At 58.4% G+C, this 26,966-nt stretch carries 26 protein-coding genes; 9 read left to right on the forward strand and 17 right to left on the reverse strand.

Annotated elements, in window-relative coordinates:
* Nucleotides 1-2 precede the first annotated feature (2 nt).
* Nucleotides 3-1,292, reverse strand: a complete 1,290-nt coding sequence (locus AB4N91_RS11360) for an NHL repeat-containing protein (RefSeq protein ID WP_460112460.1) — start codon at nt 1,290-1,292, stop codon at nt 3-5.
* Between the two features lie 273 nt (nt 1,293-1,565).
* Nucleotides 1,566-1,832, reverse strand: coding sequence for a hypothetical protein (locus AB4N91_RS11365; RefSeq protein ID WP_010460556.1), 267 nt, complete (start codon nt 1,830-1,832; stop codon nt 1,566-1,568).
* 342 nt (nt 1,833-2,174) lie between these two features.
* Here AB4N91_RS11365 and AB4N91_RS11370 point away from each other — a divergent pair, with 342 nt between their 5' ends.
* Nucleotides 2,175-3,500 carry a sigma-54 dependent transcriptional regulator gene (locus AB4N91_RS11370; RefSeq protein WP_460112462.1) on the forward strand — a complete coding sequence of 442 codons (1,326 nt, stop codon included), beginning with the start codon at nt 2,175-2,177 and terminating at the stop codon, nt 3,498-3,500.
* Between the two features lie 72 nt (nt 3,501-3,572).
* Here AB4N91_RS11370 and AB4N91_RS11375 read toward each other — a convergent pair whose 3' ends face one another.
* From AB4N91_RS11375 to AB4N91_RS11415, 9 genes are all read right to left on the reverse strand, one after another.
* Nucleotides 3,573-4,853, reverse strand: coding sequence for a coiled-coil domain-containing protein (locus AB4N91_RS11375; protein ID WP_288113840.1), 1,281 nt, complete (start codon nt 4,851-4,853; stop codon nt 3,573-3,575).
* A gap of 46 nt (nt 4,854-4,899) precedes the next feature.
* Entirely contained in the window at nt 4,900-5,652 is a 753-nt protein-coding gene (locus AB4N91_RS11380) for a hypothetical protein (protein WP_010460550.1), read from the reverse strand.
* A gap of 33 nt (nt 5,653-5,685) precedes the next feature.
* The gene (locus AB4N91_RS11385) at nt 5,686-6,366 is read right to left on the reverse strand and encodes a C39 family peptidase (RefSeq protein WP_010460547.1); all 681 of its coding nucleotides are present in this window, start codon (nt 6,364-6,366) and stop codon (nt 5,686-5,688) included.
* A gap of 62 nt (nt 6,367-6,428) precedes the next feature.
* Nucleotides 6,429-7,859: a hypothetical protein gene (locus AB4N91_RS11390; RefSeq protein WP_042932036.1), complete on the reverse strand. Its 1,431-nt coding sequence runs from the start codon at nt 7,857-7,859 to the stop codon at nt 6,429-6,431.
* A gap of 53 nt (nt 7,860-7,912) precedes the next feature.
* Nucleotides 7,913-8,485, reverse strand: coding sequence for an adhesin (locus AB4N91_RS11395; protein ID WP_102593514.1), 573 nt, complete (start codon nt 8,483-8,485; stop codon nt 7,913-7,915).
* A 1-nt stretch (nt 8,486) separates the two neighbouring features.
* Complete coding sequence (locus AB4N91_RS11400) at nt 8,487-8,921, reverse strand: hypothetical protein (RefSeq protein WP_010460541.1); 435 nt, start codon at nt 8,919-8,921, stop codon at nt 8,487-8,489.
* Nucleotides 8,922-9,252: 331 nt separating this feature from the next.
* Entirely contained in the window at nt 9,253-9,777 is a 525-nt protein-coding gene (locus AB4N91_RS11405) for an AAA family ATPase (RefSeq protein WP_010460539.1), read from the reverse strand.
* On the reverse strand, nt 9,774-10,337 hold the full coding sequence (gene pnuC, locus AB4N91_RS11410; RefSeq protein WP_010460537.1) for a nicotinamide riboside transporter PnuC: 564 nt from the start codon (nt 10,335-10,337) through the stop codon (nt 9,774-9,776). The genes AB4N91_RS11405 and pnuC overlap by 4 nt, the downstream gene beginning before the upstream one ends.
* A 243-nt stretch (nt 10,338-10,580) precedes the next feature.
* Complete coding sequence (locus AB4N91_RS11415; protein ID WP_460112463.1) at nt 10,581-12,215, reverse strand: methyl-accepting chemotaxis protein; 1,635 nt, start codon at nt 12,213-12,215, stop codon at nt 10,581-10,583.
* Nucleotides 12,216-12,504: 289 nt separating this feature from the next.
* Here AB4N91_RS11415 and AB4N91_RS11420 point away from each other — a divergent pair, with 289 nt between their 5' ends.
* Nucleotides 12,505-13,335: an undecaprenyl-diphosphate phosphatase gene (locus tag AB4N91_RS11420; protein WP_042932039.1), complete on the forward strand. Its 831-nt coding sequence runs from the start codon at nt 12,505-12,507 to the stop codon at nt 13,333-13,335.
* Nucleotides 13,332-13,763 (forward strand): DUF1294 domain-containing protein, encoded by a 432-nt coding sequence (locus AB4N91_RS11425; protein ID WP_154504761.1) that lies wholly within the window; start codon nt 13,332-13,334, stop codon nt 13,761-13,763. The genes AB4N91_RS11420 and AB4N91_RS11425 overlap by 4 nt, the downstream gene beginning before the upstream one ends.
* On the opposite strand, the gene AB4N91_RS11430 is transcribed toward AB4N91_RS11425, so the two are convergent.
* Nucleotides 13,760-14,119 carry an MmcQ/YjbR family DNA-binding protein gene (locus AB4N91_RS11430; RefSeq protein ID WP_083376688.1) on the reverse strand — a complete coding sequence of 120 codons (360 nt, stop codon included), beginning with the start codon at nt 14,117-14,119 and terminating at the stop codon, nt 13,760-13,762. The two genes, AB4N91_RS11425 and AB4N91_RS11430, sit on opposite strands and share 4 nt — an antisense overlap.
* The gene (locus tag AB4N91_RS11435; protein WP_010460527.1) at nt 14,116-15,024 is read right to left on the reverse strand and encodes a LysR substrate-binding domain-containing protein; all 909 of its coding nucleotides are present in this window, start codon (nt 15,022-15,024) and stop codon (nt 14,116-14,118) included. The genes AB4N91_RS11430 and AB4N91_RS11435 overlap by 4 nt, the downstream gene beginning before the upstream one ends.
* A gap of 130 nt (nt 15,025-15,154) precedes the next feature.
* On the opposite strand from AB4N91_RS11435, the gene AB4N91_RS11440 reads away from it, so the two are divergent.
* Together AB4N91_RS11440 and AB4N91_RS11445 are read left to right on the forward strand one after the other, a co-directional pair.
* Nucleotides 15,155-15,766 carry an FMN-dependent NADH-azoreductase gene (locus AB4N91_RS11440; protein WP_154504759.1) on the forward strand — a complete coding sequence of 204 codons (612 nt, stop codon included), beginning with the start codon at nt 15,155-15,157 and terminating at the stop codon, nt 15,764-15,766.
* A 168-nt stretch (nt 15,767-15,934) separates the two neighbouring features.
* Complete coding sequence (locus AB4N91_RS11445) at nt 15,935-16,972, forward strand: alpha/beta hydrolase family protein (RefSeq protein ID WP_154504757.1); 1,038 nt, start codon at nt 15,935-15,937, stop codon at nt 16,970-16,972.
* Between the two features lie 22 nt (nt 16,973-16,994).
* On the opposite strand, the gene AB4N91_RS11450 is transcribed toward AB4N91_RS11445, so the two are convergent.
* On the reverse strand, nt 16,995-18,182 hold the full coding sequence (locus AB4N91_RS11450) for an MFS transporter (protein ID WP_083376690.1): 1,188 nt from the start codon (nt 18,180-18,182) through the stop codon (nt 16,995-16,997).
* A 187-nt stretch (nt 18,183-18,369) separates the two neighbouring features.
* Nucleotides 18,370-19,959, reverse strand: coding sequence for an ABC-F family ATPase (locus AB4N91_RS11455; protein ID WP_010460520.1), 1,590 nt, complete (start codon nt 19,957-19,959; stop codon nt 18,370-18,372).
* A gap of 495 nt (nt 19,960-20,454) precedes the next feature.
* On the opposite strand from AB4N91_RS11455, the gene lpxO reads away from it, so the two are divergent.
* Nucleotides 20,455-21,354: a lipid A hydroxylase LpxO gene (gene lpxO, locus AB4N91_RS11460; RefSeq protein WP_077747809.1), complete on the forward strand. Its 900-nt coding sequence runs from the start codon at nt 20,455-20,457 to the stop codon at nt 21,352-21,354.
* 120 nt (nt 21,355-21,474) lie between these two features.
* Here lpxO and ku read toward each other — a convergent pair whose 3' ends face one another.
* Nucleotides 21,475-22,335: a non-homologous end joining protein Ku gene (ku, locus tag AB4N91_RS11465; protein WP_010460516.1), complete on the reverse strand. Its 861-nt coding sequence runs from the start codon at nt 22,333-22,335 to the stop codon at nt 21,475-21,477.
* 193 nt (nt 22,336-22,528) lie between these two features.
* Between ku and AB4N91_RS11470 the strand changes: the two genes are divergently transcribed.
* Together AB4N91_RS11470 and AB4N91_RS11475 are read left to right on the forward strand one after the other, a co-directional pair.
* Nucleotides 22,529-22,876: a hypothetical protein gene (locus AB4N91_RS11470; RefSeq protein ID WP_154911663.1), complete on the forward strand. Its 348-nt coding sequence runs from the start codon at nt 22,529-22,531 to the stop codon at nt 22,874-22,876.
* Between the two features lie 51 nt (nt 22,877-22,927).
* Nucleotides 22,928-24,079, forward strand: a complete 1,152-nt coding sequence (locus AB4N91_RS11475; protein ID WP_460112465.1) for a PQQ-dependent sugar dehydrogenase — start codon at nt 22,928-22,930, stop codon at nt 24,077-24,079.
* 118 nt (nt 24,080-24,197) lie between these two features.
* Here AB4N91_RS11475 and rimI read toward each other — a convergent pair whose 3' ends face one another.
* Nucleotides 24,198-25,295: a ribosomal protein S18-alanine N-acetyltransferase gene (gene rimI, locus AB4N91_RS11480; RefSeq protein ID WP_154911665.1), complete on the reverse strand. Its 1,098-nt coding sequence runs from the start codon at nt 25,293-25,295 to the stop codon at nt 24,198-24,200.
* Between the two features lie 92 nt (nt 25,296-25,387).
* Between rimI and AB4N91_RS11485 the strand changes: the two genes are divergently transcribed.
* The gene (locus tag AB4N91_RS11485; RefSeq protein ID WP_154911666.1) at nt 25,388-26,962 is read left to right on the forward strand and encodes a RimK family protein; all 1,575 of its coding nucleotides are present in this window, start codon (nt 25,388-25,390) and stop codon (nt 26,960-26,962) included.
* The last annotated feature ends 4 nt before the right edge of the window (nt 26,963-26,966 follow it).

Below are 26,966 nucleotides of genomic sequence, written 5' to 3' on the forward strand. Positions count from 1 at the left end.
GCTTAGCCGAGATAGCGCACCACAACCGCCCGGTAGTTGCCGTCCAGCGAATAACCGCCTACGACGATGCCTCCATTCGGCTGAACGGCCACTGATGTGGCGGTGTCCAGGCTGCGCCCCAGACGGGTGCGAACCCAACAAGTGCCCTCGGCAAAACCAGGGTCGAGTTGCCCGCCCGGCAAGTACCGAGCCAGAAGAAAGTCGGCTTCGACTCCGCCAATCGTGGCGCCAACCGCCAGTACACGGCCGTCCGGCTGGAGTTGGGCGGCGTTCCACTGGCAGCCACTGGGTCCGATTTTCAGCAGGTGTGGCTGGCCACCGTTGCAATGAACGTCCGGGCGACCGTTGCTGTGCAGTGTCAGCGCCAGGCAATGCATCGGGTCGCGGCTGCTGCCAAAACAATGCAAATCACCATTTTCCTGCTGGACGATCTGGCTGACCTGAGCGCTGTGCCCCTCAACACTGAAAGTCATGAAACCATCCACGGCGAAGTGATCATCCAGACTGCCGTCGGGCAGGTAGCGCGCCAGCAAACCTTCTTCAGGGAAATTGATCGATCCGCCGACCATGATCCGGCCGTCCCGCTGCAACAGCAGGCTGCTGAGCCAGGTGTTCATCAGCAAATGCCTGACCATGACAAAGCCGCGGCCGTTGAAGGAGGTATCGAGCTCGCCAGCGTCGGTCAGGCGAATCAGCAGGCCGACGTGATCGGCCAGTTCGAAAGGGTGATTGGCCAGCAGCAGGATTCGGCCGTCAGCCTGTACCTGGACGTCGCAGGCTTCAGCCCCCGGTACGCCGGGAGGGAGCCAGGCGTCGCGCACGCCCTGGGACAGATTCCCCGGCAGGCGTATGACACAGCATCCATTGTCGCCAAAGTCCCTGACCGGGTGACCTTGCGCGTCGAACATCGCCAAGGCCGGCAGCGTCCGAAGAGCGTCTTCATAGTGCAGGCCGGCGACCAGGATGTTCCCGTCGCCCAATACGAGGACTTTTCCCGCCATGGCCTCATGACCGCGCTGAAATTGCCCGATGACGCTGCCATGAGCGCCGAATGCCAGGTCTGCCGAACCGTCTTCAAGCAAGCGAGCCAGGCCAAAGCAATGGCCGCTTCGAGTGCCGACTTTCGCCGCTACCAGTACGCGACCGCTCGAGTCGATCGCCACGCCGTTGGCGATGCTCGACGTACTGCCGGCGAAATACACCTGGGTTTTGCCGTTGGAGGCGAAGCTTTTATCGAGGAGGCCGGCCGTGCGCTGCGCGGCAGGTCGGGCAAAAGCAGTCAGGGTGGGCATGCGCGCATCTCCTTGCGAGCTGACCGAAACCCGGGAACCGGGAGGGCAACTGCGTGTGCAGAACATTCAATCCCTGAACGCTCGATTGCACAACTGTCACAACTCACAGGTGGAGGGTCGCTTTGTGCCAGAACAGTGACTTTTCGAACCACTGACAAGCCTGCCAAGTAATTCGTGGCGGGCAAGTTGGAATGGGGGGGGGGCGTGACGACCGACGTAGTTCGCTAAAAGAAAGGAGAAGAGGCGGACAACTTAAGTCATCCGCCAACGTCCTTAGTGTGGCATCGACCACGATTGCAGGGTGTAACCTTCCTCGCTCAGTTCGGCGCGAGCTTCTTCAAGAATGTGTTCAAGTTGCGCGGGGTCGGAATAAGTACTGCTCGGAATTTGTGTGCGGCCAATGTGGGTATTGGTGCGGTCGATAATGGTCAGGCTGAGTTCGCCATTGCCGTCTTGTGGGGCCCAGGCCACGCATTGAAAAGGTTGGAATGCGCGGTTGGCAATCAAAAGAGCTTCGTTGATACGGAGCGGGGCAGTCATGGGGTCTTCTCTCTATATGCCCAATCAAGTGACAGGCCGTCGGTTGGGCTTACCGTTCGGCTGGTTACTTGTACTGATGCCCTCAACCGGGGGTCAGGTCACACTCAATCAAAAGAAATTTCAACTTTCTTTCATATACTCAATGGCAGAGCGGTTTTTGAAAGCTGAATGAAAGGTTGAACTCGTTAGGTAACTAACAAACTCATTCTTATAACTAATAATGCGGTGTTCCTATAGTCAAACGGTACAAGGGTGCGTCAAATTCTTGCTAATGTTACAGCCAGATCCGCCAAACGACTGTTTTTAATAATATTTCCTAAAGTTTGGCGTCAAGGAACAGTCATGATCGAAACGCCTGCGTTACGACGTCTGTTAGTAGTAGATCCCTGCGACGACTGCTATCGTCTGCTGCCGGGTCTGCGCTCTGTGGGCTGGGATGTTGACAGCTGTTCCTTGGAGAACGCCGCCGACCGAACGTGCGACGTCGGCCTCCTTCGATTACAACCTTTTCATCTGGAACGCCCGGAAGCGGTCAAAGAACTGATCAGCCGCAGCGGTACCGAGTGGATCGCCGTGCTCAACCAGGAAGTCCTGCGCCTGCAAAATGTCGGAGATTTCGTTTGCGAATGGTTTTTTGACTTCCATACCCTGCCGTTTGACGTGTCCCGGGTGCAAGTCACGCTGGGCCGCGCGTTCGGCATGGCGCGCCTGCGCGGACAGGGCACGATTCATATTGATCAGCCTGAGCACGAGCTGCTTGGCGACAGCAAGCCGATTCGCGAGCTACGCAAGTTACTGAGCAAGCTGGCGCCTACCGAGTCGCCGGTATTGATTCGTGGTGAAAGCGGAACCGGTAAAGAATTGGTCGCCCGCACGCTCCATCGACAATCCCAGCGTCACACCAAGCCGTTTGTGGCGATCAATTGCGGGGCCATTCCCGAACACTTGATCCAGTCGGAGCTGTTTGGTCATGAGAAGGGCGCCTTTACCGGCGCCCATCAACGCAAGGTCGGTCGGATCGAAGCGGCGAATGGCGGCACATTGTTTCTCGACGAGATCGGTGACCTGCCACTGGAGTTGCAAGCCAATCTGCTGCGCTTTCTGCAGGAGAAACATATCGAGCATGTCGGCGGCAGCCAGCCGATTCCGGTGGATGTGCGGGTGTTGGCGGCGACTCATGTCGACCTTGAGGCGGCCGTCGAGAAAAAAACCTTCCGTGAGGATTTGTACTACCGCCTTAACGTATTGCAGGTCGTCACCGCGCCGCTGCGTGAGCGCCATGGTGACTTATCCATGCTGGCCAACCACTTTTCCCACTTCTACAGCCATGAAACCGGCCGCCGCCCCCGCAGCTTCAGCGACGACGCCTTGATTGCCATGGGCAAGCACGACTGGCCGGGCAATGTTCGCGAGCTGGCCAACCGGGTACGTCGCGGGTTGGTACTGGCCGAAGGCCGGCAGATCGAAGCGCGAGACCTTGGGCTGATCAGCCAGCACGTCATTCCTGCGCCGATGGGCACGCTGGAAGACTACAAGACCCGCGCTGAACGCCAGGCCTTGTGCGATGTACTCAACCGCCACAGCGATAACTTGAGCATTGCCGCCAAAGTGTTGGGGATCTCCAGGCCGACTTTTTACCGTTTGTTGCACAAACATCAGATCCGCTAGACGCAGATTTAATGTTCCACACACAAAAGCCCCGCTGGGATTGAAGTCGCAGCGGGGCTTTGTTGTGGTGGATCAGAAGTAGTACGGGAATTTCAGGCTGAAGGAAAAGTCTGGCGAGTCGTCGGTCAGGCCGATGGCCAGGTTGGGTACGATCGTCAGGTTATCGGAGGCGGCCAGGGTCATGCCGATGTTGAAGTTGGCCGAGTTGTAGTCGCTGTTGGAAATCGACTGCCAATCACCACCGTCCGGCCTGATCTTGCTCTTGCGGGCGAACTGATCGGTGAACGAGAACGACATACTCATCTTCTCGTTCAAGGCGAAGGCAATGCCGGCGCCGATCTGCCAGGAATCGCCCAGCTTCACGTCCCCTTTCACCTTGGAGCCGACCTGAGGGCTGATGTCGCTGAAAGAGTCCTGAACGTTGTAGGTGTAGGACAGGCTGCCGAACAGCACGGCAGGGTCGAAGGTCTTGACCAGCGAGATACCCGGGGTGATCGCCCAGACACCATTGCCGGTCGGCAAATCCTCGGGGACCGAGAGGTTATCGTTGGTAGGGTCGCTGACCAGCTTGATGCCGTAGGGGTCCTTGCCGGTCGGCGCCTTGACGCGCAGTGTAGCGACCGCATCGGGCAGGCTGACCGACTCATCCAGAAACTTGTAGGCTACGCCAACGTTCACATCGCCGATGGTCGGGTCGCGAGTCACGGTGGCGTCAGACGTCACCGGACCAGCGCCACCAGCGCCGCCGGAGGAGTACGTTGATTCGCGGTAAACCACGGGGACGTTAATGTCGAACTGCCAACGTTGTGCCACGTTGTAGCGGGCAGTCAGGTCCAGGGTCCAGTTGTCGGCCTTGATGCGGTCGAGGTTGATGTTGCCGAGGAAAATCGAGTCCAGTGCCAGGAAGCCGTTAAGCGTCAAGGCGCGGGTATCGTAGTGCGTGTAGGTCAGGCCGGTTTCGACGCTGAACTTGCCGCCACCGAAGAAGCCGCTGGCTTCGTCATACAGGTTGGAAACGCTTTGCGCAGGTTCCGAATCGTCCTTGAGCGATTGGCCATAGGAGCTGCCGGTGGTGCCCGGCGCACCAGCGGCGACCGCCTGGTTACCCCGGGAGGGTTCGGCGGGGGATTTGGTCAAGCGCTTGGGAGCTGGTGGCTGCGGTGTTTCTTCGACTTGGCGAACGCGTTGCTCAAGTACCATCAACGCGTTCTGTTGTGCTTCGTAACGCTGTTTCAACTCCATGAGTTCTTGTTTTAGGATTTCGACCTGGGGGTCCGGTGCTGCGTATAGCATTGTGGCCGGGGCCAGGCTACTCAAACATACCAAAGCTCTGAACGTTGAAGATCGTTGCATGGGTTAGCCGTCCCTTCTGACTACATCTGATGAGACTGAGCGTAGATCAGAATCCGAGAGTGCGAAGACCTTTGAGCTGGTCCAGATTGCCGCTCACCGATCCGGCTGACGGCACGTTGTCACGCAGCACGACATTGAAGGAAGTGAGGTTGCGGACCTGGTTGCTACTGCCGAGCAATGTTGTGTTCTGCATCAGGCCACCCTGGGCCAGGCGTTGTACGGTATTGCCCTGGTTGTTGTTGGCCACGATGTTGAATTGCACACCCGTACCGTTCGAGGAAACGCTCATTGAGCCCGCGCCATTGGCGCCGACCAATGTCGTGCCTGCGGCCAGTGCCTGGCCCTGCTGTTGCGTTGCTGGCGCTTGGTTTGCCTTGGTGACGTTGATATCAACGTTGTTGTAGGCCGTATTGTTGTCGCCGGCAGCCCGTACGACTTGAGTGACGCCTTCGGTGGTATTGAGGCCGTTACCGCCAGTGACGGTGCCGGTGCCCGTGCTGGCGCCTTGCGAACGGGTCGATCCATTCCCTTTTTCGTCGATCATCGACACATAAAACTGTGGCTTGATGGTCGATTGTTGAATTTGCATCGTGGACGTTGCCCCGATCACTTCACCATTGGCATTTTGCCAAGTGCTGGTCATCGAAATGCCGAAACTGATAATCCGTCCTGGCATGACATAACGGCCACGCAGGGTTGCCAACTCCTGATCCTTCAGTTCAATGGGTTTGAACGTCTGTGCCTGGGTCGGCAGGCTGGCGGCCAGGCAGACCACGGCCAGCCAGATTGGAGTCTTCATGGGATGCTCCCGGAGCGTCGTGCTCCCTTGTTATTAGAAGAAGTCGCTTTGGATAAATCCAAAATCCATCAACTCTGCGTCTTGCACCGGGCTAAAGGCGTTGACGCGGTTCCTGGCGGTCAGCGGCATGGGCGGGTCGAGCAACGCATTGGTTTTGTCGTAACCCTGGCCGATGATGGCAAAGATGATGCCGTTCCAGCCTTTGATAAAGTCGTCGACTTTGTAGCGTTTATGACCGAGTACCGGATCTCCGATGTAGACCCAGCCCTGATGGACTCTTTGCATGACCACAAAGTGTTTGTAGCCACGGATATCCATGAGGACCACTACCGGGATTCTGATATCACTCAACGTTTCCGGTGCTACCCGATAGCCACGGGCTCGCATGCCGATGCTTTCCACGTAACGCTTCATGTCGAGCATGGAGAAGCCCTGGACACGGACAAGATCTTGATCAGAGTGTGCCAGCATGCCTTCGATGATCTGTTCTTCATTCACGTCCAGCCAATAGGCTTGGCGCAAGATGGTCGCCAGCGCCGCAGCGCCGCAACTGAAGTCGGTTTTCTGTTGTACCAGGTCGGCAAATTTGCGCTCGCGAACGCTCTGGATCGGCTTGTACACCAACGCGCCGCCCGGCAGGATGGAGAGCGGCATTTGTGCGGCCTCGATCACAGTGGCCACGCAAAGCAAAAATGCCAAGGCGAGAATACGCATGATTGGACGCCCTCTGGTGATGTTGAAAAAGGCCCCCGTAAGGGGGCCTCCAGAGACAGCATTTAGAACGATTGGTTGGAAATGGCCAACGAGTTGCTTTGTTGGTTGCCCACACCAGCCGCCACGTTGACGCCCAGGTTGCCACTGCCGCCATTCACCGAACCGCTCAGGGTTGCAGTGTTGGTCACAGGGTTGGCCCAGCCAGTTGGAGTCAGCACTTGATAAGAGTAGGTGTTGCTCAAATCATAAGAGCTGCTTTCACTGTAGCTTTTCGCTTTTGCATACTCAGACTCGGACGATTGACTGCCCGATTTTTCGTACGAGGAGTCAGACGACTTCGAGTACGACTTGTCATACGATTTTTCGAACGACGAATCGCGCGATCTGTCGTACGAGGAGTCGCGCGATCTGTCGTACGAAGAGTCGTGCGATCTGTCATACGATTTGTCTATCGATGCATCAAGCGTCGCGTCGAGCGATGCGTTAAGCGATGCGTCGGAAGACGAGCTGCGGGTGCGGTCGCCGAAGCCAAAATTGACGGTAGTGGAGTTGGAAGCCGCCGAAGTAGCGTCCAGCGTAGCGTTCAAGGAAGCACTCAAAGAAGCGCTCGAAGAACCGCTTGCACTACTGCTGTTGGAACCGCTGGCATTGCTGCTGTTGGAACCGCTGGCATTACTGCTGTGAGAACCGCTTATATCAACGCTTTTTGACCCGCTGGCGTCATAGCTTTTGGAACCGGCTTTGTTCCAGCTGGAAGAAGCGCTTTGACTGCCGCTTGCCTCAAACGACTTATCTTTGGAGAAACTGCCGCTCGCCGTATTGGTAACGGTGATCGTATCAACGCGGTAGGTCCGATCTGCGTTGTTGTTCACGATCAGGCCGGGACCGTTTTGAACGGCGGACGCGGTGGCGGTTGCATTACCCAGTGGAGCATTGGCGTTGGCAATTGCCATGGTGTTTTTCTGCTGGTTCAGATCGCCGCCAGCAATGTTGATACCCATGTTGCCGCTGCTACCGCCGCCGGATCCGCTCATCACGGCAGAGTTGGTGGAGCCAAAGTTGTCGACGCGGTTATTGTTGCTGACTTGCCTCACGTCAGCGGTGGCAGTGGCCGTGCCGAACACAAAGCTGTTATCGATCGCGGCGTTGTCGGAGGCTGCGTTGGCGATGGCGGCGGCGTTGTCTTGCTGGTTGCCGTTACCTGCCGCCACGTTGACGCCGACGTTGCCGCTCGCGCCTGCGGCCGAACTGCTCATCTCGGCCGAGTTTTCTGTCCCTTCATTCCAGATGCTATTGCCGGTACTGTTCTGCCGGTCCGTCGCATTGGCAGTCGCATTGATTGGGACCATTCTTGCAGGAGGGGTTTGTTGTTGGCCACCGTTGTGATGACCATGATGGTTGCCACGCCGATCATTTTGCCCAGCTTGTACAGCAACAGCCATGACCGCAGCAATTGCGAAAACCAGAGGCTTTAGTGCCATCGAAGGTTTCATGGTGATTCTCCGTACTTTATTTTAGGTTAAGTGTTGTTTCTTACCTTTTCGGGTCAATCCACGACCCTTACGCTCAGGGTATTGGCCATTCGGTTTCCCACCCCGGCGCTCTGATTCAACTGGATCACCCCACGGCTACCGGTGAATGCCTGGTCACTGGTAGTGACCTGGCGATGGCCTGGTGCAGAGTCAGTTGGATCGGAGTTGTTGAGCAGCGCCACGTTCTGTTGCATGAGGACGCTGTCGTCGATGCTTTGCGGCTGTTTACTAATGCTTATCCGCAGTGCGTTGGCTTGCTGGTTACTGGCGCCCGCGCTCTGGTTGACACCCAGTACGCCGTTGCCGTGACTGAAGGAGTCACCCTGGATGTTGGACTGGGCATCAATTCTGGGGTCGACAACGGTGCGCAAACGCTGGCGAATCTGCGTGGTCGCACTGGCATTGGTACCAATAGCGATGGCCCTGGCGTTGGCCTGTTGCTGAAGATCGCCCGCCGCCTGGTTGACCGTGAGGTTGCCTTGGTACTGCATACCCGAGCCGTCGATGTCGGCGTTGTTGATGACGGGAGGTTGGGCAAAGGTCGATGCACTGCAAAACATGGCGATCATCAGCAGCGAACGATTCATCTTAACGGTCTCCCGTTATGATTTTCAGAGCACCCAAGCCTTGCTGGATGTTGGAATTGACCATGTTGGCAATGCCATTGCCTGAATTTCCCGAACGTCCGGCAGGGAGGTTGGACAGTTGGGTTTGGTTGCTGATGTTGCCGCCCAGGTTGTTAGTGTTTTGAGTGACCAGGCGGTTGATGCCTGCACCACTGGCAACGTTGGCAAAATCGCCGTCGCTCAACTCGTTCGTTTGCTGGAGAATTTGTCTGGACGGGTTGGCATTGACGGTCGTAGGGTTAGGGTCGGGGATGAGCGGCGGGATGGTTGCGTTGCGGGTCTGCACATCACGTTTGATAGTTATGATGCCGTTGTCAGCCTGCACGGGCAGGCAGACTGTTGAGCCCAGTGCGCATCCGATCAGCAGGCTAAAGATGCTTCTATCAAATTTCCCCACGGCGGCAATTCCTTCTGTAAATGGAACGCTGGCCCTTATCAGCGTTGCGAGGTAGAGAGCAGAAGGTGTGCCGCTTTCGGTTATTCGTTTAAAAACAAGTGGTTGGATTAAATTGTCGGGGTGGTCAAAAAAATTGTGTAACGCCACTGAGACAGAGCTACGCAAAAACGACATCCACACGGGCGGCGGTGCACGCTGGGGGCGTTGAACGCAGGCTGTATCAGTGGCTTAACATTTTCTTGCAGGAACGCTCGGGCCGCTTTAGTTCGCGGGTTTGCGTGGGATTGGGTGTTTCAGGAATGGACAGTTGCTACGGGGCGGGGCACTCCGGTCAGGCCTTGAGCAAACGTGTCACAGCCTCGAATGCGGCGTCCTTGCGCTGTTGCCAGTCACCTTGCAGCACCTGACAAGGTTGGCGGTGCAGGTCAAGCCATGCACGGCTGGCCTGAAAAAACGCTTGGCGTTCTGCCAGTTGCGGCTGGCAACGCTGCCCGTCGTCATGCCAGGCCACGGTTTCAGGGCTCAGCAGCAAATGCAGGTCGTAGTGCCGGGCCAGCAAGGCTTGCTCGATCCATGCCGGGCAATCGCTAAACAACGTGCGACTCCAAAGGATATTGCTTAAGAGGTGCGTATCGAGGATCAGCAGTGACGGTTGCCTGGCGCGTGCTTCGTCCTCCCACGAAAGCTGGCCATGAGCTATCGATGTAATGTCATCGTAGCGGGTTTCACGGGCTTCGCTGTCGATAAAGTGGCGAACGTACTCATTGACTAATATGCCGCCAAAATTGGCGTGAATCTCGCCCGAAAGCCAGCTTTTACCGCTGGATTCAGGGCCCGCGAGCACCAGCACTTTCATGCGCGCAGAGCCGGGTCGGCGCGCCATTCACGCCAGCCTTGTACGGCAAGCAACAGGAACAACGCATAGAGGGCAGCAGTCAGGTACATGCCTTTATAAAGGAACAGTCCGACGAAAATCACATCAAGGACGACCCACAACGGCCAGCACTGCACGCGTTTTTGCGCCATCCATAACTGCGCCACAAGGCTGAAACCGGTCAGCGCAGCATCAAGCCAGGGCTGCGCGGCATCTGTCCAGTGAGCCATGGCGGCGCCCAGCAGCAGACTGCCGATGGCACCGGCCGCAAGGCCCGCAGCGATCGATTTGCTCTCAAGCCGACTGACCTGCCGGCCGCTATTGGCTTCGCCCGCGCGGGTCCATTGCCACCAGCCGTAGAGCTGCAGCGCGGCGTAGATCACTTGCAGGAGCATGTCCGAATACAGCTTCACTTCAAAAAAGATCCAGCTATAAAGCAGCACCATGACCAGGCCGATCGGCCAGCACCAGGGGTTCTGTTTGACCGTCAACCAGACGGCGATCACGCCGAGGGTGGCGGCAAACAGTTCAAGCCCGGACATGGAGGTTCCTTGGTGAAAACGAAAGAGGGGGGCGGATTGTACCCAGAGAGAAGGCAAATGCGTTAGCAACCCGAAACTGGCGTCTGACGCACACTTGTGGCGAGGGAGCTTGCTCCCGCTCGGCTGCGAAGCAGTCGCAAAGGCGCTATCGCGGTTTACCTGAAAAAACGGGATTGCCTATTCAGGGCCGCTTCGCGGCCCAGCGGGAGCAGGCCCCCTCGCCACAGGGTTCTGTGTCTGCTTTTACACGCGGAACTGTTTGAGCAGGCTGTTAACCTGCTCGCTCAAGTCCTTGAGCCGAACGCTGGCCACACTCGATTGCTCGGCCGCCAGCGCAGTGCTGTGGGACAAGCCTGCCGCCTGGGTGACGTTCTGATTGATGTCTTCCACCACATGGGCTTGCTGCAGGGTTGCACTGGCGATTGATGCGTTCAGCCCGTTGAGGTTGCGCAGCGCCTGGCCGATGGCATTGAGGCTGGCGCCGGCCAGACCGGCCTGTTCGATGGTCAGTTGCGAGGCTCGACTGCTGTCGCCGATCACTTTCACCGCCGCTTCGGAGTGAGTCTGCAGGCGCTCGATCATCGACTGGATCTCCGCCGTGGACTTCTGGGTACGCTGGGCCAACAGGCGCACTTCATCGGCCACCACCGCAAAGCCACGGCCTTGTTCACCGGCGCGGGCAGCCTCGATGGCGGCGTTGAGTGCCAGCAGGTTGGTTTGCTCGGCGATGGAGCGGATCACCTCCAGGACACTGCCAATCTGGGTGCTTTCAGCGGCCAGTGTGCGAATCACTTCCACGGCTTGATCGATGGTGCCGGACAGTTTGTCGATCTGCTGCAAGCTGCCATCAATATTGATCTGCCCCTGCTGCGCCTGGGATTCGGCATCGCGCATTTCGCTGGCCGCATGCTCGGCATTCTTGGCCACGTCCTGCACACCGTAAGTCACTTCGTTGATCGCGGTCGCCACCAGCTCCATCTGCTGGGACTGTTGCTGACTGCGTTGCTGGGCCTGGGCGGCGTCATTGCCCAGTTCACTGGACGACTGGCCCAGGGCGCTCGCGGACACTTGCAGCTCGCTGATCACCCCTCGCAGTTTGGCAGTGAAGGCATTGAAGTGCCGGGCCAGTTGCGTGACTTCATCCTGGCCATGGGTGTCGAGGTTGCGGGTCAGGTCGCTTTCGCCGCTGGCGATGTTGGCCATGGCGTTCACCGTGTCCTGAAGCGGTCGCACGATGCTGCGAGCGATCATGATCACCAGCAACGCCATGATCAGCGCAATCACCAGGCCGACGAACGAAGCCTTCCAGACCTGGCCGTAGAACTCGGCCTGCATGTCATCGATGTACACGCCCGAACCGATCACCCAGCCCCAAGGTTCGAACAATTTGACGTAGGAGGTTTTCCCGACCGGGTCGCTGGCGCCCGGCTTAGGCCAGCGGTAGTTGACCGTACCGGCGCCTTTGGCCTTGGCGACGGCCACCATTTCGTTGAACAGCGCAAAACCGTCCGGGTCGCGGATCGCCGAGAGGTTTTGCCCATCGAGTTTGGGGTTGGCCGGGTGCATCACCATCACCGGCGTCAGGTCGTTGATCCAGAAATAGTCGTTCTGGTCATAACGCAGCCCGCGCACGGCGGTCAGTGCCTGCTTCTGCGCGGCATCGCGGGTGAGTGTGCCGGCGGTTTCCAGGCCGTGGTAGTAAGTCAGAATGCCGCTGGCGGTCTGCACTACGTGCTGGGTTTTCTGGGCTTTTGCCTGGTATAGATCGGTATGGATCTGCTTGAGCATCAACACGCCCAACGTCAACAACATCAATACCGACACAATCAAGATGAGCCACAAGCGTCGGCTGATCGACACACTGCGCAAGCTGTTCATAACGCTGTCACTCCGATTTCTTTTTCTTGTAATAAACGATTGCCAGCATCCAACCACGCTTTGCCGGTCGGGCCTATACGACCCAAGTCTCATTACGCGGCAGCGTTATCGGGGCTTGTCTGATAGGATTTCGGCCCCGCGCGGAAAAACCTGAATCCAAGTTGATTTTTCACGGAGTTTTTACGGCTCCGTCTGGATCCTTTGCGCGCGGGACTTCAGCTACGCTTGGCGCGGTGAACGCTTAAAAAACTAATGGGGCATGCCTTGGCGCATCGCCTTTGGGGGATTGATGGAACTTTGGACCGCCTTGCAGGCATTGATTTTAGGGGTTGTAGAAGGGCTGACGGAATTTTTGCCCATTTCCAGTACCGGTCACCAAATCATAGTCGCGGACTTGCTCAACTTCGGTGGCGAACGCGCGATGGCTTTCAACATCATTATCCAGCTCGGGGCGATCCTGGCGGTGGTGTGGGAATTTCGCCGAAAGATCTTCGACGTGGTCGTCGGTTTGCCGACACAACCAAACGCCCGGCGTTTTACCGCCAACCTGTTGATCGCTTTCCTGCCTGCGGTGGTATTGGGGGTGATTTTTGCCGATCTCATCCACGAATACCTGTTCAACCCGATCACCGTGGCCACGGCCTTGGTCGTGGGCGGGATCGTGATGTTGTGGGCGGAGCAGCGTCAGCATGAAGTGCATGCCCACACTGTCGACGAAATTACCTGGAAAGATGCCTTGAAAGTCGGTTTCGCCCAGTGCCTGGCCATGATTCCCGGGACCTCGCGTTCCGGCTCGACCATCATCGGCGGCTTGCTGTTCGGGTTGTCGCGCAAGACGGCCACCGAGTTCTCGTTCTTTCTGGCGATGCCGACCATGGTCGGTGCGGCGGTGTATTCGGGCTACAAATACCGCGACCTGTTCGTACCGGCTGATCTTCCGGTGTTTGCGATCGGCTTCGTCACGGCGTTCATCTTCGCGATGATTGCCGTCAGAGGCTTGCTGGTGTTCATCGGCAGCCACAGCTACGCGGCATTTGCCTGGTATCGCATTGCGTTCGGCCTGTTCATCCTGGCCACCTGGCAATTTGGCTGGGTCGATTGGGCCGCCGCACGCCCATGAATGACTCCAGCGCGCGCAACAATGCCGGGCGCAGGTCCGGGGGCGAGCGGGTCCAGCACCCTCGGCTGAAATTGCTGGTGTTGGCGATCCTGTGCGCGCTGCCGCTGACAGGCTCGATGTCGTTGTGGCTGCATGGGGTGTCGCTGATTCCGCTGGCGGCTTACGGCATCGTCAGCGTGCTGGCGTTCTTCCTGTACTGGAGCGACAAGCGCAAGGCTCGCGCCGACAGCTGGCGGACACCGGAGAACGTGTTGCACGCGGTGGAGCTGGCGGGCGGTTGGCCGGGTGCCTTGCTGGCCCAGCAAGTGTTTCGGCACAAGACTCGCAAGGTCTCGTTCCAGCTGGTGTTCTGGCTCATTGTGCTGATGCATCAGGTGTTTTGGATCGACCAGCTGTTTCTTGGTGCGCAACTGTTTGCGCTGTTTTAAAGCAGCAGGCTGACCTGGGTGCGCTTGGGCAGCTTGCTCACCACCAGTTGATGGGAACGTTGCAACAACGCCTGAAGTTCCTCGGATCCCAGCGGGTAGGGCGTTTGCATGATGATCCACTGGGCCCGCGCCAGGTACGGCGCCGGGTGAATCCCCGGGCGGTCGCAATGCCCGAGGAACAGATCCTTGTCGACCTTGAAGGCCAGGGAATCGCCGCGCAGGTTCTGCAAGGCGAACATCTTGTTCCCGGCAATCGAAAACACCCGAACGCCTCCCCACTTGTAGTCTTCCCGCGCACCGGGCAGCGCGAGACAGAATTGCGCGACGTCCTCTTCGCTCATGCGTCCAGCCTTCATATCAATCGGTCCCCACAGGCATTGAATGATTCGATCAAATGGTCGATCCAGGCCCGCACGGCCGGCATCACCCCGCGCCGATGAGGGTAGACCGCTTGCAGCCAGCCGCCAGGCAATGACCAGTCGGGCAGCAACTGCACCAGCGAACCATTTTCCAGCTCCTGTTCGCAATACATCATCGGCAGCATGGTGAACCCTTGGCCGGCGAGCGTGCAGGCCTTGCGCACGATGAAATCGTCAATGCCCAATCGCGCTTCCAGGCTCAAATCGTAGCTTTTTCCCTGCTGATCGAGCATGCGAATGTGCACCAGGCGGTCGGCTTCCAGCGCACCAAGCACCGGCAAGGATTTCAGGTCTTCGGGGTGGTTGATCTCACGTCCGTGCAGGAAGGCCGGGCTGGCGACCATCGCCATCTGTGCCTGGCGCAAGCGACGGGTCACCAGCAACGGATCTTCATCGCCCAACTCACGGACCCGCAGCGCGACATCAACGCCTTCGGTGACCAAGTCGACCCGGCGATTGAGCAACATGACTTCCAGTTGCACCTGAGGGTGTTTTTCGAGGAAGCGGCTGATCACCGTCGGCAGCATTTCGTGGGCCAGCCCGACGGGGCAGGACACCCGCAAGCGTCCGCGAGGTTCGCTGGACATACTCGCCACGGCTTCATCGGCCATCTCGGCTTCCAGCAGCATCGCCTGACAGTGCCGCAGGTAACGTTCGCCCACCGCCGTCAGCTTGAGTTGCCGGGTGGTACGTTGCAGCAGGCGCGCGCCGAGGCGTTCTTCCAGCTCGGCAATGCGTCGCGACAATCGGGACTTGGGAATCCCCAGCAAACGCCCGGCTGCGGCGAAGCCACCGGCTTCGACCACTTTGGCGAAATAGTAAAGGTCGTTGAGGTCTTGCATGATTGGAAATCCGATTGTTCTATCAGTGGGACGAACTATCGCATTGTTGCGGACTAATCAGCTATTGGTTTCATCTGTAGGATCCTCCCCATCAGATCGCCCGGTGGCGATCCTCACCTGGAGATCCCTTATGAAACTGCTGCATATCGATTCGAGCATTCTTGGTGACAACTCGGCTTCCCGTCTGCTGAGCAGCGAAGTCGTCAAAGCCTGGCAATCCGCCGAGCCAACCGCGGTGGTGACCTACCGCGACCTGGCCGCCGATGCCATCAGCCATTTCTCCGCCACCACCCTGGTTGCCGCCGGGACCACCGCTGAACTGCGCAACGCCGCGCAACAGCACGAAGCCGAACTCAGCGCCACCACCCTGGCCGAATTCCTCGCGGCTGACGCCGTTGTCATCGCAGCGCCGATGTACAACTTCACCATCCCGACCCAACTCAAGGCCTGGATCGACCGCATTGCCGTTGCCGGTCAGACCTTCCGCTACACCGAAGCGGGCCCTGAAGGCCTGTGCGGTGGCAAAAAAGTCGTGATCGTCTCAACGTCCGGCGGTCTGCATGCCGGTCAGGCGACTGGCGTTGCGCACGAAGAGTACTTGAAGGTGCTGTTCGGCTTCATCGGCATCACCGACATTGAGTTTGTTCGTGCCCATGGCCTGGCCTACGGTGACGAAGTGCGCACCAAAGCCATGAGCGATGCCCACACGCAAATCAGCGAGCAATTGTTCGCCGCCGCGTAAGGCTTGCGTAAAGAGCTCAAACAGCTCAGGCACCACCCAAAAAACTCTGTATTCTGATCACGCAAGTGCCAGATGCAGGGTTTTTTGTTTCTGGTCATTACAGGTTTTGGCCCGGGTTATGCAGTCGAGGGTTACCGACTCCGGTCCAGTAACAAGGTGGGGCATCCCATGGTGCGTCTTTGTGCAATGTTTCTGATTTGCCTGCTCAGCAGCCTGAATTCAGTGCACGCCGCGCCTGCGCCGCACCCTCACTGGAGCGTCGGCTTCCATGAGATGAGTTTTCTCGATCCTCTGGACTTGCAGCCGATGCGCGCCATCGCGTTCTATCCCTCGAGCGACCGGGAACACACCAGCAAAATCGAGGGTTACACGGTCGAGGCAGGGGAAGACACCCGCGTCGCCATGGGCCGTTTCCCGATGCTGATGCTGTCCCACGGCAACACCGGTACCCCGCTGGCGCTGCACGACCTCGCCACCTCGCTGGCACGCAAAGGGTTTGTGGTGGTGGCGGTGATCCATCCCGGTGACAACTCCAAAGACCACAGCCGCCTCGGTACGTTGAGTAACCTTTACGGCCGGCCCATCCAGATTTCCGAAGCCATTACCGCGACCCTGGGCGACCGTATGCTCGCGCCTTTCGTCAATGCCGATCAGGTCGGAGTGATCGGTTACTCGGCGGGCGGCGAAACGGCGCTGATCCTCTCCGGCGCCACGCCTGACCTGGATCGTCTGCGCCGCTACTGCCAGGAACGCCCGGACGACCACGATGCCTGCAACACCCAGGGCGAGCTGATTGTCGACCGGGATGATTTGCAGCCTGTGGCGGATCCACGTGTCCATGCCTTGCTGCTGATGGCGCCGCTGAGTCTGAAATTCGGCCGCCACACCTTGGCCGACGTGCATGTGCCAGTGCTGCTCTACAGCGGTGATGGCGACAAACTGGTGGCGTTCGACAAAAATGCCGCCGCCCTGGCGCGCAAACTGCCGATTGCACCAGACTTCAAATTGCTGGCCGGGGCAGGGCACTTCGTGTTCATGGCGCCGTGCAATGAAGAGCAGATCGCCGCCATGCCGGCGCTGTGCACCGATGCAGATGGTGTTGACCGCGAGGACATCCATCGCAACATGGTGTCCGAAGCCGGGCGGTTCTTCTCGCACGCGCTGGGCAAGCCTACCCGGGCCGGGATGCAGACTGCGGATCAGTAATTTCCACGCCAGCCCTGCGGTGTCAGCTGATTGCGCGACGCTTCAGCAATAAGGTCAAGCCGAGCCCGGTGACAGACAACATCGCCGCACTGAAGAAAATCCACGAATACCCCAGGTTCAACGCCACCGCGCCCATCAACGGCCCGGCAATCGCCAGTGCCAGGTCGAAAAACACCGCATAAGCACTCAAACCCGCGCCGCGACTGGAGTTGGGCACTTGCTTGATTGCTTCCACCCCCAGCGCCGGATACACCAGCGAAAGACCGAACCCGGCCAGGCCCGCGCCGATCAGCGCATAAGCGGTCGAAGGCGCTAGCCACAGCAGCACCAGACCCACCGTTTCAATGCTCATGCACACAATCGCCGAGGTGAAACCGCCGAAGCGGCTGATCGCGGAGATAAACAGCAAGCGCGACAAAATAAAGCAGATCCCGAAGACCGTCAGGCACCAGGCCGCGCCGGTCCAGCCACGGCTGACGTAATACAAGGTGATAAAGGTCGTCAGGGTGCCGTAACCGATGGAGGCCAGGCTCAGGCTGGCACCGAAGGGCGCAATGCGCCCGAACACCGCCCAGAAGGGCAGGCGTTCGCCACGAATCACCGGCACCGAGGGTTTATTGCGGATCAGCAACAAGGCGGCCAGGGCCAGCAATGACAACGCGATCCCCAGGCTGGCGAAGCCGTACTCGGCGACCATCACCACGCCCAGCGGCGCCCCGATCGCAATGGCGCCGTAAGACGCAATGCCGTTCCACGAAATCGAGCGCGCGGTGTGCTCCGCGCCGACCTGGCCCATGCACCAGCTGATCGTGCCCACGCCAATCAAGCCCTGGGCGATGCCGAGCAATAAGCGTCCGGCGATCAGGATCAACAGGCTCAGCAGTGGAAAGCTTTGCAGCAAGGTTGAAATCAACGTGAGCACACCGCTCAGCACAATCCCGGACAGGCCGTAGACAATCGCCCGTTTGGTGCCAATGGTGTCTGACATGCGCCCGGCCATCGGGCGGCTGAGCAGGGTGGCCAGGTATTGAGAGCCAATGGTCAGTCCCGCGACGATCGCGCTGAAACCCAACTGCTCATGGACATAGCCCGGTAACACCGCAATAGGCAGGCCGATGCAGAGGAAGGCAATAAAGGTATAGAAAACGATGGAGACGATCTGCAGGGTGATCGCCATGGAGCTTTGCGGTGGCAGTTGCTGCACAGACATGACGGCTCGTTCGCGGTCGGCGGTGGGAGAACTGCATCATGGCTTGGGTGGGATATAAAAGGAAGCAGGCTAACTATATTCGTTGTGGTTGAGGGCACCCAAATCCATTCAGCCTCGAATGCAAAAAGCCCCGTCACCAGGACAGGGCTTTTACTTGCCGCTTGCAGCTTGAAACTAATAGCTGCTCTTAAAACACAACGCCCTGGCTACGCAGGTAGTCATCATAAGTACCGCTGAAGTCGATCACGCCGCTTGGGCTTAGCTCGATGATGCGGGTGGCCAACGACGATACGAACTCACGGTCGTGGCTGACGAAGATCAGCGTGCCCGGGTAGTTTTCCAGCGCCAGGTTCAGCGCTTCGATCGATTCCATGTCCAAGTGGTTGGTCGGTTCGTCCATGATCAGCACGTTCGGCTTTTGCAGGATCAGCTTGCCGAACAGCATGCGACCTTGCTCACCACCGGAGATAACCTTGACCGACTTGAGGATCTCGTCGTTGGAGAACAACATGCGGCCGAGGGTGCCGCGAACGATTTGCTCGCCGCCCTGGGTCCACTGGCCCATCCAGTCGAACAGGTTGCAGTCGTCTTCGAAGTCGTGCGCGTGGTCCTGGGCGTAGTAGCCCAGTTCTGCGGCGTCGGTCCACTTCACGGTGCCGGCATCCGGGGTCAGTTCGTTGACCAGGGTGCGCAGCAGGGTGGTTTTACCGATACCGTTCGGGCCGATGATCGCGACGCGTTCGCCCGCTTCAACCTGGAAACTGAAGTCCTTGAACAGCGGCTTGCCGTCGAAGCCTTTGGCCATGCGCTCGACAATGACAGCCTGACGGTGCAGTTTCTTGGTTTGTTCGAAACGGATGAACGGGCTCACACGGCTCGAAGGCTTGACCTCGGCCAACTGGATCTTGTCGATCGCCTTGGCGCGGGAAGTGGCCTGCTTGGCTTTCGAGGCGTTGGCCGAGAAGCGGCTGACGAACGATTGCAGCTCGGAAATCTGTGCCTTCTTCTTGGCGTTGTCCGACAGCAGTTGCTCGCGGGACTGGGTCGCCACGGTCATGTACTCGTCGTAGTTGCCCGGGAACAGGCGCAGCTCGCCGTAATCCAGGTCAGCCATGTGGGTGCACACGCTGTTCAGGAAGTGACGGTCGTGAGAGATGATGATCATCAGGCTGGAGCGCTGGGTCAGAATGTTTTCCAGCCAGCGGATGGTGTTGATGTCCAGGTGGTTGGTCGGTTCGTCGAGCAACAGTACTTCAGGATCGGAGAACAGCGCCTGAGCCAGCAATACGCGCAGTTTCCAGCCCGGGGACACTTCGCTCATCGGGCCGAAGTGCTGCTCGATGCCGATACCCAGGCCCAACAGCAATTCACCGGCACGGGATTCGGCGGTGTAGCCGTCCATTTCGGCGAACTCGGTTTCCAGCTCGGCCACGGCCATGCCGTCTTCTTCGGTCATTTCCGGCAGCGAGTAGATGCGGTCGCGCTCGGCTTTAACCTTCCACAGCTCTTCGTGACCCATGATCACGGTGTCGATGACGGTGAATTCTTCGTAGGCGAACTGGTCCTGGCGCAATTTACCCAGACGCACGTTCGGCTCAAGCATGACCTGGCCGCCGGACGGCTCGAGGTCGCCGCCGAGGATTTTCATGAAGGTCGACTTGCCGCAACCGTTGGCGCCGATCAGGCCGTAGCGGTTGCCCGCGCCGAACTTGACCGAAACGTTTTCGAATAGCGGCTTGGCGCCGAACTGCATCGTGATGTTAGCTGTAGAGATCAAAGGTTTTTCCTGCGAAGCATTCAGAGTAGCTAGGGTTGCGGCAGTACCGATTCAGTACCCGTTTCCGTTTTTCAAACCACGGGAAATGCATCCCGGTCAGAAGCGGAAGGTCCATCTGGCAATAAGTGGACAGCAGCAGTTGGAGCGCTTGGCCCGAGTCGAAGTGCGCTGAGACGGGGTTCATTCCCGTCATCAACCAAGGGGGGCGCGTAATGTTTGGCGGCGATTGTACTGGTCTGGCTCTTTAAACGATAGGGCGTTGAGGCCGCACGGGCGCTTTGGTGGCACCAGCGGACAGATTTTCACATTTGAAGGTTAACTATTGGTTACAAAATGAGACTAAAATGCCACTTTTCAACAGGCGCCGACCGTCGGTAGAGGCTCAAGGACGCGCCACCGGGACCGCTGTTTCGTATTCAGACGCTGCACAAGACCCTTGGGCCGCTAGGTTGGCCGGGGACGCAGTTTGTTCACTTCTGACATGTGACGATTTCTGTGAAACTGATCATTGCCGCTATTTACGTTGTATCCATTGCCTACGTCCATCTGCGTGGGCGGGTGCGCCACAAGCTGGGCCGCCAACTGAGCGATCACTCGTCGTTTCTCGCGCCGATCAATTGCTTCCTTTATCTGTTCTCGAAAATCCCCAACAAGCCTTATCTCGACCCGGCCGATTTCCCGGACCTGAGTCCGTTGCAGGCGCACTGGGAAGAAATTCGCGCGGAAGGCCAGAACCTGCTCAGGGCCGGGGAGATCAAGCGCTCGAACCAATACGACGATGTCGGTTTCAACTCGTTCTTCAAGACCGGCTGGAAGCGTTTCTACTTGAAGTGGTACGGCGACAGCCATCCTTCGGCGACGAAACTCTGCCCGCGCACCACTGAGTTGGTGCAAAGCATCGGGTCGATCAAAGCCGCGATGTTCGCCGAGTTGCCACCGGGTTCCAAACTGGTCCGCCACCGCGATCCCTACGCCGGCTCGTACCGTTATCACCTGGGCCTGGAAACGCCGAACGATGCCGGTTGCTACATCAACGTCGATGGTGAGAACTACCACTGGCGCGATGGTGAAGCGGTGATGTTCGACGAGACCTTCATTCACTACGCCGAAAACACCACTCAGCAGAACCGCATCATTCTGTTCTGCGACGTCGAGCGGCCGATGAAGTATCGCTGGGCGGCGGCGTTCAATGGCTGGTTCAGCCGTAACGTGATGTCGGCGGCGGGCGCGCCGAATGATGCCGGGGACAAGACCGGGGGCATCAACCGGCTGTTTGCCAAAATCTACGCGATTCGGCTGCGGGGCAAGGCGCTGAAGAAGCGTAATCGCAAACTTTACTACCTTGAGAAGTGGGCGATTTTTGGCGGGTTGCTGGCGGTATTTGTGCTGATCTGAATGTTGTATGCCGGCTTGCAAACCCTTCGCGAGCAGTCTGGCTCCTACAGTTGACCTCGATCACTTGTAGGAATGAGCCTGCTCGCGAAGGGGGCCTGACAGCCAACGCGAAAACAACAATCAGCCACGAGACGTCTTCGTGGCTTTTTTGTTCGCTGCCGGTTTAGCCGCCGGTTTGGCCTTGCCGGCAGTCTTGCCACCCAGACTACGTTTAAGCAATTCAGTCAAATCAATCACATCAGCTGTCTTGCGTTCCTCTTCACCCGTCGCCGTTTCCACATCCTCGATCTTGCCTTCGTTCGCCTTCTTCTCGACCAGCGCCATGATCTTGTCTTCAAAACTGTCGCGATAATCCTCGGGCTTCCAGTCGGCGCTCATGTCCTGCACCAGACGCTTGGCCATGTCGAGTTCGCCCTTGGCCAGTTCGGGCTTGGTCACCTCAGGCCCCAGCTCTAGCGTATCGAGGCTGCGCACTTCAGCGGGCCAACGCAGCATGACCAGCACCATGGCCGATTCCAGGGGCATCAGCGCCGCCAGGTGCTGACGGGTATGCAGGACAACATGGGCGAGGGCGACTTTATTGGTTTTGCTGAGGGTTTCGCGCAACAGCGCATAGACCTTGCCGCCACGTTTATCCGGCGCGAGGTAGTAGGGCGTGTCGATGTTTTGCAGGGGGATCTGTTCGGCGTCGACAAAAGAAAAGATGTCGATGGTCTGCGTGGACAACGGGTGCGCCGACTTGATTTCTTCCTCACTGAGGACCACGTACCGGCCCTTTTCGTACTGCACACCTTTGACGATGTGTTCCTTGGTGACTTCCTTGCCGGTGACCTTGTTGACGCGTTTGTAACCGACCGGCTCCATGCTACGGCTGTCGAGCCAGTCGAAATCCACCCCCTGCGAGGACGTCGCCGACACCAGCGCCACAGGGATATGCACCAGCCCGAAACTGATTGCGCCTTTCCAGATTGCCCGTGCCATGGTCGTCTACTCGCGAGTGATGTGTTCAGGTGACCCGCGGCGCGGAGCAAAAGTTTCAGCGGGCTGCGGCCCGGTCCTGCTGGACCGTCAACTGGTGTTACATCTTAAGAAAGAGGTTTTAGTTAACAAATCCGAACCCCGGGCGTAGCGTGCAATCGAAGATTCTATCCACGCTGACGCCCAGAGGCTTCCCATGAACAGATTCGTGCTCGCCTGCACCGTACTGGCATTCAGTGGCCTGATGAGTCAGCTGGCCCAGGCCTCGCCACTATCGTCGATGCTGCTGGCCCAGAGCCCCACGGGCAATTCCAGCAACCCCTACAATAGCCCGATCCGCCGGGCCAATCCCAATAGCATGCAAGGCACACAACCCGCAGCCCCGGTCATTCGCGGGCCAAATACCGTCCCGGTGCCCCGTCCACCGACCCTTGATAACGGCGGCATCGGCAATCGCTATCCCCAGAACCATACCGCTCCCGCCAGCCCACCCAAATTCATTCCCAATCCGCCCCCTCGAGATGCAGGCACAAGCAACCGTTGAACGGCAGGACAGCGTTCTTGCCAGCTATTCGAACGACAAAAGGAATCGTGCATGTTGCGTAAAACCCTCTTGGCCACCTTCTGCGCCAGCGTACTGATCACCGCCACGGCACTCGTTCTTGCGGCACCGCCCCAGGAGATGAAAAGCGAACAAGGCACCCTTGAGGTCTGGCAAGTTGCGAAGGGCCTGGAACATCCGTGGGCTCTGGCGTTCCTGCCCGATCGCAGGGGCATGCTGGTCACCGAACGGCCCGGCAACCTGCGAGTGGTGGATTACGATGGCAAGCTCTCGGCACCGATCAATGGGGTGCCAAAGGTCTGGGCCAAGGGGCAGGGCGGCTTGCTGGACGTGGTGCTGTCGCCCGACTTCAAGCAGGACCGGACGGTTTATCTGTCTTACGCCGAGGGCGGTGGTGCGGGCGACAAGGCCGGTACGGCGATCGGGCGAGGCCAGTTGTCCGAGGACCTGAAAACCCTCAAGGACTTCAAAGTGATTTTCCGCCAGGAGCCGAAGCTGTCGGTCGGCAACCACTTCGGCTCACGATTGGTGTTTGATCGCGACGGCTACCTGTTCATCACCTTGGGCGAAAACAACGATCGGCCGACCGCTCAGGACCTCGACAAGCTGCAAGGCAAGGTCGTGCGAATCTACCCGGACGGCAAGGTGCCGGACGACAACCCCTTTGTCGGGCAGTCGGGCGTACGCCCGGAAATCTGGTCCTATGGCCAACGCAATCCGCAAGGCGCAGCGCTCAATCCATGGACTGGCGTGCTCTGGGAAAACGAGCATGGCCCCCGCGGCGGTGATGAAATCAACATCATCGAACGCGGCAAGAATTACGGCTGGCCGCTGGCGACCCACGGCATCAACTATTCCGGACAACCAATCCCGGAAGCCGAGGGCAAGACCGCAGAAGGCGCCGTGGCGCCGCACCATGTCTGGGAAAAATCCCCCGGCCTCAGTGGCATGGCGTTCTACGACGCTGATCGCTTCAAGGCCTGGCAGCACAACGTGTTCATCGGTGCGCTAGTGAGCCAGGAGCTCATCCGCTTGCAGGTTGATGGCGACAAAGTGGTTCACGAAGAGCGCTTGCTCGGCGAACTCAACAAGCGCATCCGCGATGTGCGACAGGGGCCGGACGGTTACTTGTATGTGCTGACCGATGCGGACGACGGCGGGCTGTACAAGGTTGGCCTGAAGTAACCCGATTCGACCTCTCTGGGGGGTTGGTGGCGAGGGAGCTTGCTCCCGTCCGACTGCGGAGCAGTCGCTTGAATGGGGCGCTTTGCACCCAGCGGGAGCAAGCTCCCTCGCCACAGGTCTATTTTCGGCAGTAGATAATCACCGCCGCCCGAAGCTTGCCCCGGCCAAAACTGCACATCTTGTCGAACTCGCCGTGGCTGACCGGCAAATGCTGGCAGTCCATCGGTTGGCGATGTTGGCTGTGGTCCACATCCGGGTCGTGCAGGTAGACAAATTCCTCATCGCAATCGGTGACGATCACCCAATGCGGCGCCTTGGAGCGGGTCAGCCGATAGCTGCTGATCAGCACCAGCGGTTGTCCGCCATCGTTGAGTAAACGTGGAAGGTCCAGCGATCCACCAATCACACGCTCCACATCGGTTTCTTCCAACTGCGTGGTGAACTCCTCGTGGACCAAACGCATTACGTCTTTTTTATGCTCATCGCGCACGCCATCGAGGAACAACGGTCCCGCCATGCTCAGTTGCAGCCGCACCCGAAAACCCCGACGCCAGGCCGCCAGCGCCAAGCCTTGAGGGCTGCAGCCGCCGTGACCTGAGGTCATGAACACCGTCGTCGCCTCGCGCCAGATTTGCAGTTCCTCGCGGCGTTCCAGCCAACGCTCACCTTGCAGCGCGCCCATGGCCATCAGCAGGCAAGCCGGGCCGCAGGTGAAATCGGTGGTCTGCCGGTACCACGGGACCTTGATGTTGCGCGAATCGCAGTGCTCAAGAATGCGTTTTTCCAGGCGCAGCGCATCAGCGTGGTCCTGGTAATAGTCATGAATCAGCGCGAACCGCCGGTAACCGTTGCGCTCATACAAGGCAATCGCCGCCGGGTTGTCGATGCGCACTTCTAGCCGCAAGTAGGCGCAATCATGTTCAAGGGCACAGGACTCGATGCGTTCGAGCAACTGCTTGCCCAGCCCACTGCCGCGCGCCCCGGTCGCGATCGCAATCGAGTAAAGCCGCGCCAGCGAAGTGCCTCGGTGAAACAGCACCACCGCGTAGCCGACCAATTGCTCGCCACGCTGGGCCACCAACAGCTGGCCGTGAGCCCGAGTGATCATCCACAGAAAACTGCGACTGTTGAGCCGGTCCGTGGTGAAACATTGCTGTTCGAGTTCCAGCAGCGCGGGTAAGTCTTCAACTACCGCCAAGCGAAAGACAGTGTTCATATGACCGCCGTAAAAGTTACGTAACGAAACGGGACTTTCGAAAAAGTTCGTGCTTAATAGGAAAGGTCTTGTTCTCCAACGGATCAATCACTATGTCAGCGGTACAAGGTCATTGGCGCGAAGTATCCGAGCAAACTTTGCCGGCAGCAACTTATTTAAATGATGCAGGCAGAACTTCAAGTCAGTTGATAATCATCGTCGAACGCAAGGAAGACTGGGCCTCGTATTTCCCCAGCGAGGACATTATCAGCGCCCAGGAATACCTCGAACAGACGCGGGACAACGAACAGGGTAAGCGGGTCCAGGTGATCAACCTGTGCCGCAGCTACAAGTATCTGGGGCACGGCTATTACTGCTCGTTGCTGGCCGAAGCGCGGGGGCACAAGGTCATTCCGTCGGTGCGCACCATCAGTGAGCTGACCAAGAAGTCGTTGTACGGCCTGGCCCTTGATGACCTGGATAAACCCCTGGAAAAAGCCCTCAGTAACCATCTTTACAGCGACACCGAAGGCTTTACCCTGACGTTGTACTTCGGCAAAACCAATATAGAGCCCTTGCAGGATCTGGCACGGCAGTTGTTTGAAGTGTTTCCGTGTCCAATATTATTAGTTGAGTTTCGCCGAACAAATGGCTGGCACATTGAAGGTATAAAGTCCGGGGCGTTGCATAAGTTACGTGAAGACCAGGAAGATCAATTTGCCAACTCTCTGGACAGTTTCAGTCGCAAGATCTGGCGTGTGCCACGCTCACGACGGCTGGCCCGTTATGACCTGGCCATCCTGCATGATCCGCAGGAAGCCTTGCCACCTTCCAATGCGAAGGCGCTGGATAATTTCGTGCGCGTCGGTAAGACCTTGGGCATTGATGTCGAGCTGATTGAGCGCAAGGACTACGCACGCATTGCCGAATACGACGGCCTGCTGATTCGCGAGACCACCAGCGTTGACAACCACACCTATCGCTTTGCCAAAAAAGCCGAGAGCGAAGGGTTGGTGGTGATGGACGATCCGGCGTCGATTCTGCGCTGCACCAATAAGGTCTACCTGACCGACCTGCTCAAGAGCCATCAACTCGGCATGCCCGCCACCGAAATCCTTTATAAGGAACGACCGGAAGATTTCGAACGGGTCGGCGAGCGCCTGGGCTTTCCCTTGGTGCTGAAGATCCCCGACGGCTGTTTCTCCCGGGGCGTGATCAAGGTCGAAAGCCAGCAAGCCTTGCTCGAAGCGACCGCCGAACTGTTCGAACACTCGGTGCTGTTGCTGGCCCAGGAATTCTTCTACACCGAATACGATTGGCGTATCGGCGTGCTCAACCGCAAACCGATCTTCGCCTGCCAATACTTCATGTCCAAGGGCCATTGGCAAATCTACAACCACAAGGCCAAGGGCCAGGACATCAACGGCGAATGCCGCACCCTGGCGGTCCACGAAGCGCCGCGCGCCGTGGTGGAGCTGGCCGTGAAAACCGCCAATCTGATCGGCGACGGCCTCTACGGCGTGGACCTCAAGCAGTCCGGCGACAAAGTGGTGGTGATCGAAGTCAACGATAACCCGAACATGGACGCCGGCATCGAAGATGCGTACTTGCAGGACGATTTGTATTCGCTGGTACTGGAAGAGTTCGTCCGTCGCCTGGAACTAAAACGTCGCGGCCAGGCCTGGTGATCGG

This window comes from Pseudomonas sp. H3_D04, from assembly GCF_054669175.1.